Source organism: Microcystis sp. M090S1 (assembly GCF_020246295.1).
In the GTDB taxonomy this organism is placed as follows: Bacteria; Cyanobacteriota; Cyanobacteriia; order Cyanobacteriales; family Microcystaceae; genus Microcystis; species Microcystis aeruginosa.
This window is the reverse complement of sequence record NZ_JADBTF010000201.1, coordinates 1-10,178: the sequence shown is the minus strand read 5'-3', so window position 1 is coordinate 10,178 and position 10,178 is coordinate 1. Positions and strand designations below refer to the sequence as shown.

Sequence of the window (10,178 nt, the reverse complement as noted above, 5' to 3'; positions counted from 1 at the left end):
CTGTATCTCACTCAAGCGCTTACCGCTATATTAATTTCCTGTAGCGACAATTGCATCGCTTTTGCTTGTCGTAAAGCATAGATATACTTTGCACGGCTACAACTTGCATTTTTTACTCAAGGACAATAATATAGTTTAAGAGTCATATAGCGGTAAGCGCTTGAGTGAGATACAGACCAAGCTTTGCCTAGCATGGTTTATAGCTCGTGACACTGTACCTCATACGACTGCACACCGCTATAATGAGAACGTTTCTTCTATTCTATCTTTACGTTGTGCCTATCTTAATGGTGTCTTGTCCAGATGATATTTTTACAAATATGAGATGCAGAGTATTTACCATAATTTATCTAGTCTTCAAGGTATTTTTTTCTCTTTTTTCTCATAAATTTAATGGTGGTCAAAGTGCCAAGAACTCATAGCAAAATGTTAGTTTTCTCTGATACTTCTGACTGAATAAAGAGGATATTTATTCTGTTGTGTCGAGCAATTTAAGAGTAAGCATTAGCGACCACAAAAAGCCCAAAAAACGGGTTTCTTTAAGAAACCCGTTCTCTAGATATAGAAAGGTTTTAAATATTCTCAAGGAATTAGGTTGTGTAAGTTTTCTCTAGACTATTATTGCGCTCAACTCAACCTACGAGGCGATGCTAAACAAAGTTAAAGTAAGAACTGGTTAACGAAATGCTGGTGTTATCTTGAACGACTCCAATTAAGTCACCTCCTTGATAGATGGCTGTATCTAATAAAGCAGAAGTACCTGCCCAATTTTCCCACGATAGGCGAAGTGAACCAGTATTCTTAATTTGAATACGGTCTAGTATGCCGACATATTCAACAATAAGGGAATAACCACTACCTTGATAATAGTTACCAGCACTTTCACCTAGCACAAAAATGTCATCTCCAGCACCTCCAACTAAGGTGTCATACTCATTGCTGTTAAAAGATCGAGATGTAGAGCCGGTTAAGCGATCATTACCATTACCACCACTCAGATAATCATTTCCTAATCCCCCGAATAAGGTATCATTTCCCGATTCTCCCCATAAAGTGTCATTACCAGTTCCCCCATCTAAATAATCGTTGCCATCCCATCCCCATAAGATATCATTGCCCGACTGTCCATAAAGTTGATCATTGCCATCGCGACCGTCAATACGATCATCGTTGGTATTACCGTAAATGGTATCATTGCCACCATAACCATAGGCATAGAGTTGTTCACTTCCCGTATAGTTGTAGTAGTCTGCTGCACTTGTGCCGTAGTAAGTAGCCATGGCTCAATTCTCCTGTTTAGTTGTAGATAGTGACCAATATGCACTCTACCCCCCCCCAGACTGTATCATACGCTACAATTTAATAAATCTTTACATTTATCTCCCCGGCCGGGGATACCCTAGTGGTGCTGAGAACTCTTGAAAGTTTTTCTGTACAAGGATTTGCCGTCAGACTGGGGGGTGTCAAAAGGAGCGGCCGTATGAGATGCTCAACTTTCCCAACTTAAAGTTATCCCCACACCAGATACTCTCCTCTTATTGCGATCGCTGCTTGGAGCCTGTGCATTAACAAACTATACTGCCTATCGGAAATTTTAGGACAAATGCTCGAACTGGCAACTCCAGCACTCCCGTACAATCTTAACGAGCAATCTGGATAAACATCTTCAATGCTGCTTTTGAGAAGGAGACGGGTTGCTAAAGCCTCTATAATAAGTAGCCATAGAGATGCCGACAACTTCCCCTGTCGATAGCGAATAAGGAGAAAAAAAACCCAGTGTTTGTCCTCAAAGGTTACGAGTATTTTCTAGGATTTCTGCTCGCTTGCAGTTTAGTACCAATCCTATCCCTAACGGCCTCCAAAGTCCTGCGGCCTAGTGGTGGTGGTCCGGAAAGACGCACCACCTATGAATCGGGGATGGAACCGATCGGCGGTGCTTGGATTCAGTTTAACATTCGTTATTATATGTTTGCCCTCGTTTTCGTGGTTTTTGACGTGGAAACCGTCTTTCTCTACCCTTGGGCAGTAGCTTTCAATCAATTGGGCCTATTAGCTTTTGTAGAAGCACTGATCTTTATTGCTATCCTTGTGGTTGCTCTCGTCTATGCTTGGCGGAAAGGAGCCTTAGAATGGTCATAACGGCCATAATTTTCCTTATTTTTGACTTTTCATAAGAGGATAACCCGATGAGTCCCAACCCTACCAGCGAATTTAAGCAAATTATCGAACAACAAAGCGAAAAAATCCTCAATCCCATCGAACGCACCAAAGTTACCCAGGATTTATCGGAAAATGTCATCCTCACCACCGTTGATGACCTGTATAACTGGGCGCGTTTGTCAAGTCTTTGGCCGATGCTATACGGTACAGCTTGCTGTTTTATCGAGTTCGCAGCCTTGATTGGTTCCCGTTTTGATTTCGATCGCTTTGGTTTAGTTCCCCGTTCTAGTCCCCGGCAAGCCGATTTAATCATCACTGCCGGTACAATCACCATGAAAATGGCCCCCGCTTTGGTGCGTCTGTATGAAGAAATGCCGGAACCTAAATACGTTATCGCCATGGGTGCCTGTACGATTACGGGGGGAATGTTCAGTAGTGACTCCACCACTGCGGTTAGAGGGGTAGATAAACTTATCCCCGTGGATGTCTATATACCCGGTTGTCCCCCCCGTCCGGAAGCGATTATCGACGCGATTATTAAACTGCGGAAAAAAGTCGCTAACGAATCTATTCAAGAACGTGGGACTGTCCTCCAGCAAACCAATCGTTATTACAGCACTACCCACAAAATGCAGGCCACGGAACCGATTCTTACGGGTAAATATCTGCAATCGGCCACCCGTCAAGCACCTCCGAAAGAGTTGCTAGAAGCCACCGGTATGCCTGTTCCCCCCGCTCTTTTGACCACGAAACAAAAGGAAGAAATCTAAATGACTGAAGAAACGACAGCTATTGTGCAAGCTGGCCCCACTTCGATTTGGTTAAGCGAAAATGGTTTTGATCATCAAGCTTTAGAAGCTGACCATAGTGGTGTGGAATTGATTAAAGTAGAAGCAGACTTTTTAATTCCTCTGGCCACTGCTTTATACGCTTATGGCTTTAATTATCTCCAATGTCAGGGTGCTTACGATTTGGGACCGGGGAAAGAATTAGTTAGTTTCTATCATCTGGTCAAAGTAACCGATAATGTCGATAGTCCCGTGGAAGTGCGCTTAAAAGTCTTTCTTCCCAGAGATAATCCCCGGGTTGCCTCGGTTTACTGGATTTGGAAAGCAGCTGACTGGCAAGAACGAGAAAGTTATGATATGTTCGGCATTATTTATGAAGGACATCCCCACCTGAAACGGATTTTAATGCCGGAAGATTGGGTCGGTTGGCCCCTACGCAAAGATTACGTTTCTCCCGAATTCTACGAACTACAGGACGCTTACTAAGTCGAGAAATTAATCACTAATATCGGGTTAGAAGATATTTCTAGCCCGATTTTTTTGAGATTTAGGGACAAGATAAGCTCTTGAGTATTTAGTCGGTTAAATCTACATTTCGTAGCCAAACTTATTGGCATCTACTTCTTGTAAATTAATATCGATTAAACCGTATTCTAACCAGCGTTGGGAAACCTTGACCGCCATGGCGGGATCCGACTCCAAAGGTTCCCCCCACTCGTGGTCAGTTTCGGGATACATTTTAGTGGTGGCATCAATTCCCATTCTCCCCCCCAAACCGACCTTTTCGCTGGCAAAATCGAGGCTATCAAAGGGGGTTTCCGGGAGAATAAACACATCGCGAACCGGATCCACTTTAGAACTAATTGCCCAAACCACTTGCCGGGGGTCGCGAATATTAATCTCCTTATCGACGACGATGACAAATTTAGTATAGGTGAACTGGGGTAAGGCACTCCAAAAAGCTAAGGCCGCTCGTCGCGCTTGTCCGGGATAGGCTTTATCAATGGAGATAATCGCCGCTTTATAGCTTAAAGCTTCCATCGGCAGGAAAAAATCCCTGATTTCCGACACCTGTTGCCGTAAAATCGGCGTATAAATACGATTAAGAGCGATCGCCATCATCGCTTCTTCCTTGGGAGGACGACCGCTAAAAGTGGTTAAATAAATGGGGTCGCGACGATGGGTCATGCAGTGGAAATGAATCAGGGGTGAATCTTCCACACCGCCATAGTAACCCATGTGATCACCAAAGGGTCCATCTGGCAATACCTCTCCGGGGGTAATTGTTCCTTCCAGGACGATTTCTGCGTCGGCCGGCACTTGCAAATCGAGGGTTTTACACTTGGCTAACTGTACCCCAGAACCGCCGTACAATCCCGCAAACAGCCATTCTGACAGATCTACGGGTATAGGAGTGGCGGCGGCCATGATAATCAGAGGATCGACCCCTAAAGCGATGGCTATTTCTAATTTTTTGCCCATCTGTGCCGCTTTTCGCAGGTGACGCGCCCCTCCGCGCACGGATAACCAGTGGACGGTCATGGTATTGTGAGACTGTAGCTGTAGGCGATAGACACCGACATTAGGGGTTCCCGTTTCGCAATCTTTAGTAATTACTAGCCCTAGGGTGATAATCTGGCCTGCATCGCCCAGATAGGGGCGAATCATCGGAATTTTCTTTAAATCTACCTCATCCTCCTCTAAAATTACCTGTTGACAGGCAGGGAAAAAGTTACGGCTGGGTTTGGCTTTCAGGACATCAAACAACACTTTACCAAAATCGATCGCTTGGGAGAGTTTTTTCGGGGGTTTCGGTTGTTGCAACAGGGCGAGTTTTTTGCCTAAATCTTCCAATTCTTCGGGTTTATTCAGGTTCATCGCCCAACAGATGCGTTCTACCGTTCCCATCAGGTTAATAGCGACGGGAAACTCGGCCCCTTGCACGTTTTCAAACAGTAGGGCCGGTCCCCCCACCTGTAGCATCCGATTAGCGATCTCGGCAATTTCTAAATCGGCAGAGACCGATGCACTAATGCGGCGTAATTGCCCACGATCTTCTAAAAGCTTAATAAATCCTCGTAAGTCTCTAGCCATGATGAAGAAATGTAAATAAATCCCTGTCTCTATTATCTCTTAGGGCGGCAGTTTCCGTCAGGGATAGTCACCGTTTTGAGAGTTTGAGGCTATTCTCGTCTAGAATTAAGTAAAAAAATCCCCATCTCGCCAGCTTCATTCCTACGCCTAAATTTATGCTTATCCAGCCCAGAGGTCAACATGATTAAGGATATTGAAATTAGTAATTTTAGATGTTTTGAGCATACCAAAATTGAAGGTTTTGAGCGAGTTAATTTAATTGGTGGTAAAAACAATTCAGGGAAAACTGCCTTGTTAGAGGCAATATTTTTGTATAGTTATCCCTATCCAAATACTATTCATGAAGTCAGAGAATCTATTCGCAAGGAATCTTTAGCAGTTGTTCAGGCTGTTCCCAAAAATGCTTGGGATAATTTATTATTCAATCTTGATAGAGAAAATATTATTGAGTTAAAAGGCTCCCAATCTAATCAAGGGGATAAATTGGTAAAAATATCGATTTCCGATTCTCTTCAAGATACTGTTCTAGGCATCTCTGAAGATTGGCAAAAATTATATGATTTTATCGCTAAAAATAAATCAGTTATTTCTATCTTAAATATTCACACAAGTTTTGACCTCAAGAATGACTCAAAAGATAGTCAACTGAACTATTTTTTAATTGCTAGTTCTGAGGGAATACTAGCTTTACCTGATGCGGGTGATGATCAACCAGTAATCATTGCTGCATCTGTCAATAAATCTTTGGAAGAATTGAGCGAGTCCTATACTAAAATAGCTTTTAATGAACAGGAAGAAGAAGTGCTAAAAGCCTTGCAAATACTTGATCCTTCTATTAAAAAAATAGAAAGTTTTTTTCTGGGCGAACCAAATTTATACCTGAAAAGAAAAGAGACAAAACGCTTACCCATATCTCTGTTTGGTGAAGCTATTAATCGTCTGATAGAGATAATTATTACTCTGCTGCTTAATCCGCAAAAAATTATTTTTATCGATGAAATAGAAAATGGTCTTCACTATACTGCTTACCCAGATATTTGGAAAACTTTATTCCGATTAGCTATCGAACTAGATAGCCAAATTTTTGCCACAACCCATAGTTTAGAGATGATCCAAGCTTTTGCCGATGTGGGGTTAGAATATTATCCAGAACAGGGAGCCTATTTTGAACTAGCCAGAAGTCCCAGAACTGATAAAATTATCGGTATTAAAAGACAATTAAGCACTTTAGAGTACGCCTTAAAACATGGCAATGAGGTGAGAGGTGAGTAACTTATTAATCGTCGAGAGCAAGAATGATAAAATTTTTATCGAAGCCCTAGTGCAATACTTAAATTTTACCAAAATTCAGTTAGATAAACCGATTTGCTTTGAGGAAGATGACTATAAATGTTTACAGGGTTTAGATCAAGCTAAATTAACCAGCACTTTCGATGAAATTAAGGCGACTATTCGTAAAAAAGCTATCCCTAAAGTTGGTATTATTATCGATCAAGATTCTGATACTAAGACAGAGCGACTAAATTGGCTGAACGATTGTCTAAAAATGGTGTATCCAGAAGCGGAAGATATTAGGGAAACCAGTCAGCTTTATAGATTGACAACAATAGAAGATCAAATCACAGAATTTGCTTGTTATTTTACAAATGTGGACGGACAAGGAGAACTAGAAACAGTTCTCAAGAAGATTAAAAGTCAAGATTCCACCTATGCGGATTGTTTAGAAGACTGGAGAAATTGTTTAAACAAGCAAGGAAAATCGATTAGAGACAAAGATTTTGATAAGTTTTGGATTAGTAACTATTTACGATTTGATACCTGTTCCACAGAAGACAAAAAACAAGCTGGCAGGAAATGCAGTATGAATGTATTTGATTATGTTATGAAAAACAAACGTCATATTTGGAACTTTGAGCATGAGGTATTAAATGAACTCAAAGAATTTTTACAACTATTTGCTGTCTAATCAAAAATCCCCCTAGAAATCTAGAGGGATCGAGGGATATATGCAGTGCAATTTAGAAGTAAATTGTCCCACCCCAGCGCTCGTCTAGACGGGGAGCAACCAACATATAAGCGGCGACGTTATACACATCATCTTCGGTCAGATTGCGTAATTCTGGGAAGATATCGGGACGGCTAACATTGGGATGGAATTCGCTCAGATCATCTTCACCATCGTAACTGGTGGGATGTTCTAGATAATCAATCAATGCTAACAGATTATCTCTGGGGGGTTCCGCTTTTGCTAGATCGGCCAGACCCAAACTGACGTTATTATTAGTTTTGGTTTTACCTTGCAGGTGACACTTAGTACAATTGGCGACAAAAAGTTTCTGTCCTTCCGTCGCTTGTTCAGAAGTCAAAGTCACCGATTCCCCTGCATCATTGAGGGTGATGGTGAGGGTTTCTTGATCGAGTTCTAAGGCACTAGCGCCGTTAAGATTGAATTGTAATACAAAAAAAACTACAGCGATCGCTGCCACAATCAAACGTTTGATCATTGTTCTCCTACTCGCAATTGTTCCAAGAAAGGGAATTTTAAGGTGACTAAAAAATTTTCTCCTATGGGAGGGTATCGATCGATTCTAAGTGATCACGGACACCGAGAAGATCGCAGTTGGGAATAAAGTCAAGGGGACGTTTCCGTTTTCGAGGCGGTTACTCCTGAGCGTTTGGATAAAATCAGTGAGATAATTGCTTTAGCATCTTCTAGAGCGAGATTAGTCTGCCGATCTTTATAGGAGATGCCTAATTGGTCGCAAAGTGACAACACAGATTCATCGGCCAGATCGTACTCTGCCGCAATATCAGCGATCGATAGATCAGCAAAACCCATAGTCTAACGCACCCACCAAGGATAGAGAATACTTATTAGTCACCATAATTATCATGCCATTGCCGGGGACATTCTTAACAGTGATCAGTGATCAGTGATCGGGAGTCAGTTATCAGATGTGAGTTTTCAGTTCACTGATTACTGTTTACTGTTTACTGATCACTGAAAAAAGCTCCCACTCCCCACACCCCATCACCCCACACCCCATCACCCCATCACCCCACACCCTCAAAATTCCCTAATTTTCCCGACTTTTGCCTTTTTATTCCCTAAGATAGAGACTCGTGTAAACAAATTTAATTAAAATCGCAAAAAACCTGAAAAAATACTAAAATGTGATTAAGAATGTTATTTTTAGCGTTGTAAGGCTAAATCTTTCTCGATAACATTGTAATCATACCTCCACACTCTTTTGTACAAAGGACTGCACCTTTGTTAACTTATGGATATACAACTGATCAACATCGGCTTCGGTAATATTGTTTCCGCTAATCGGGTTATCGCCATCGTTAGCCCAGAATCTGCTCCTATCAAACGCATCATCAGTGATGCTCGGGATAAAGGCTGTTTAATCGATGCTACCTATGGAAGACGGACTCGTGCGGTGATCATCACCGATTCTAGTCATGTAGTGCTGTCGGCCATTCAACCAGAAACCGTGGCTCACCGTTTCGTGGTCAACAAGGAAGCGCCTGTTAATAGTAGCAACTAAGTTATTAACCCCATGCAACCCGGTCAATTAATTGTCATTACCGGCCCTAGCGGTGTGGGCAAGGGTACGCTAGTCCGGCATTTACTAACTCGTTTCCCTAACCTCTACCTGTCCGTATCCGCTACTACGCGCCCACCTCGACCGGGTGAAATTGAGGGGGAAGATTACTACTTTCTCGACCGTCCCAGTTTCGAGGAGAAAATGGCAGCCGGAGAATTTCTAGAATCGGCCGAATACGCGGGCAACTACTATGGGACACCCCAATCAGCGATCGCTGCTCAATTAGCAACAGGCCAGACCGTAATTCTAGAAATCGAATTAGAGGGAGCCAGACAGGTCTGTCAAAGCTTCCCCGAAGCGAGGAGAATCTTTATCCTACCCCCCAGTTTCGAGGAATTAGAACGTCGTTTGCGCGGCCGGGGCAAAGATGCCGAAACAGCGATCGCCCGCCGTCTAGAGCGCGCCCAAGAAGAATTAGCCGCCAGCGAGGAATTCCCCTATCAAATCGTCAACGATGACCTAGAAACCGCCCTAGATGCCATCGAGAAGATTATTTTTAGCCGTTAGCTGTTGGGGGTTAGGTGTTAGGTTTTGGGGTTTTAGGGTTTTAGTTGAAATTCCCCACTTCCCCACTTCCCCACTTCCCCAATTCCCCTAATCTCTATCCCCCATTCCCTAGGTTACAATCAAAAAACTAACCGCAGCAGCAAGACAAGAAAGCGCAATGATTCCTACCGTTATTGAAACCACAGGCCGGGGCGAACGCGCCTTCGATATCTACTCCCGACTACTCCGGGAAAGAATCGTCTTTTTGGGACAAGAAGTAACCAGCGACCTAGCTAACCTAATCGTCGCCCAATTACTCTTTCTAGAAGCAGAAGACCCCGAAAAAGATATTTACTTGTATATCAACTCCCCCGGGGGTTCCGTTTCGGCCGGACTAGGGATTTTTGACACCATGAATCAAATCCGTCCCGATGTCAGCACCATTTGTATTGGTTTAGCTGCCAGTATGGGGGCTTTTCTCCTCAGTGCCGGCAAACCGGGCAAAAGAATGAGCCTACCCAACTCGCGGATCATGATTCACCAACCCCTCGGCGGCGCCCAAGGTCAGGCCACCGATATCGAAATTCAGGCCAAAGAAATTCTCTATCTCAAACAATTACTCAATGAACACCTAGCTAGTCATACGGGTAAACCTCTCGACCTCATCGCCGAGGATACGGAAAGGGATTTCTTTATGTCCGCCGAAGAAGCCCTAGACTATGGTTTAATCGATCAGGTGATCGATCGCAGTCCTTCCGCTTCTAACCCTCCCAGTAAATAGTTATGATTGGGTAGGCTCTGTATACCCAGATTTTTTTGAGTATATTTAATGCCGCCATCTTGTCCCTATCTTCTATATACCCACACAAACAAACATGAGTTCTGACTGATAGAGACTTTTGGATTAACCGACCACAATTAAGGCATTCTTGACTTGTATAGGCTGGATTAGCTGCAATAGTTAATCGGCCGTATTTAATACCAAAATACTCTATCCATTTTCTTAATTGCGACCAACCTGCATCATTGATACTCTTAG

Annotated in this window: 13 protein-coding genes; 8 read left to right on the top strand and 5 right to left on the bottom strand. The window is 43.0% G+C overall.

What is annotated here, in order from left to right; translation table 11 throughout:
• Window positions 1-650 precede the first annotated feature (650 nt).
• Window positions 651-1,280, bottom strand: a complete 630-nt coding sequence (locus IM477_RS09040) for a calcium-binding protein (protein ID WP_287731432.1) — start codon at window positions 1,278-1,280, stop codon at window positions 651-653.
• 496 nt (window positions 1,281-1,776) lie between these two features.
• Here IM477_RS09040 and ndhC point away from each other — a divergent pair, with 496 nt between their 5' ends.
• From ndhC to IM477_RS09025, 3 genes are read left to right on the top strand one after another with little or no spacing between them, the layout of a single operon-like run.
• Window positions 1,777-2,139: a photosynthetic/respiratory NAD(P)H-quinone oxidoreductase subunit C gene (ndhC, locus tag IM477_RS09035; protein WP_002739390.1), complete on the top strand. Its 363-nt coding sequence runs from the start codon at window positions 1,777-1,779 to the stop codon at window positions 2,137-2,139.
• A gap of 47 nt (window positions 2,140-2,186) precedes the next feature.
• Window positions 2,187-2,930, top strand: a complete 744-nt coding sequence (ndhK, locus tag IM477_RS09030) for a photosynthetic/respiratory NAD(P)H-quinone oxidoreductase subunit K (RefSeq protein WP_002760976.1) — start codon at window positions 2,187-2,189, stop codon at window positions 2,928-2,930.
• Window positions 2,931-3,434, top strand: a complete 504-nt coding sequence (locus IM477_RS09025) for an NAD(P)H-quinone oxidoreductase subunit J (RefSeq protein WP_286826451.1) — start codon at window positions 2,931-2,933, stop codon at window positions 3,432-3,434. It begins immediately after the preceding gene.
• A 102-nt stretch (window positions 3,435-3,536) separates the two neighbouring features.
• On the opposite strand, the gene IM477_RS09020 is transcribed toward IM477_RS09025, so the two are convergent.
• Complete coding sequence (locus IM477_RS09020) at window positions 3,537-5,042, bottom strand: UbiD family decarboxylase (RefSeq protein ID WP_287731431.1); 1,506 nt, start codon at window positions 5,040-5,042, stop codon at window positions 3,537-3,539.
• A gap of 180 nt (window positions 5,043-5,222) precedes the next feature.
• Here IM477_RS09020 and IM477_RS09015 point away from each other — a divergent pair, with 180 nt between their 5' ends.
• Together IM477_RS09015 and IM477_RS09010 are read left to right on the top strand one after the other, a co-directional pair.
• A complete protein-coding gene (locus IM477_RS09015) occupies window positions 5,223-6,314 on the top strand; it encodes an AAA family ATPase (RefSeq protein WP_287731430.1) in 1,092 nt (363 codons plus the stop codon).
• On the top strand, window positions 6,307-7,008 hold the full coding sequence (locus tag IM477_RS09010; protein WP_287731429.1) for a DUF3226 domain-containing protein: 702 nt from the start codon (window positions 6,307-6,309) through the stop codon (window positions 7,006-7,008). The genes IM477_RS09015 and IM477_RS09010 overlap by 8 nt, the downstream gene beginning before the upstream one ends.
• A gap of 52 nt (window positions 7,009-7,060) precedes the next feature.
• Here IM477_RS09010 and psbV read toward each other — a convergent pair whose 3' ends face one another.
• Window positions 7,061-7,546 (bottom strand): photosystem II cytochrome c-550, encoded by a 486-nt coding sequence (gene psbV, locus IM477_RS09005; protein WP_287731428.1) that lies wholly within the window; start codon window positions 7,544-7,546, stop codon window positions 7,061-7,063.
• A gap of 128 nt (window positions 7,547-7,674) precedes the next feature.
• On the bottom strand, window positions 7,675-7,881 hold the full coding sequence (locus tag IM477_RS09000; RefSeq protein WP_004268575.1) for a hypothetical protein: 207 nt from the start codon (window positions 7,879-7,881) through the stop codon (window positions 7,675-7,677).
• 442 nt (window positions 7,882-8,323) lie between these two features.
• Here IM477_RS09000 and remA point away from each other — a divergent pair, with 442 nt between their 5' ends.
• The 3 genes from remA to clpP all read left to right on the top strand — a co-directional run bounded on the left by remA (window position 8,324) and on the right by clpP (window position 9,920).
• A complete protein-coding gene (gene remA, locus IM477_RS08995; protein ID WP_002737924.1) occupies window positions 8,324-8,593 on the top strand; it encodes an extracellular matrix/biofilm regulator RemA in 270 nt (89 codons plus the stop codon).
• Between the two features lie 12 nt (window positions 8,594-8,605).
• Window positions 8,606-9,160, top strand: a complete 555-nt coding sequence (gene gmk / locus IM477_RS08990) for a guanylate kinase (RefSeq protein ID WP_147069694.1) — start codon at window positions 8,606-8,608, stop codon at window positions 9,158-9,160.
• Between the two features lie 118 nt (window positions 9,161-9,278).
• Window positions 9,279-9,920, top strand: a complete 642-nt coding sequence (gene clpP / locus IM477_RS08985; RefSeq protein ID WP_223210720.1) for an ATP-dependent Clp endopeptidase proteolytic subunit ClpP — start codon at window positions 9,279-9,281, stop codon at window positions 9,918-9,920.
• Here clpP and IM477_RS08980 read toward each other — a convergent pair.
• Window positions 9,901-10,178 (bottom strand): zinc ribbon domain-containing protein (locus tag IM477_RS08980; RefSeq protein ID WP_287731427.1); only part of this gene is annotated, 278 nt, incomplete at its 5' end. The genes clpP and IM477_RS08980 overlap by 20 nt on opposite strands.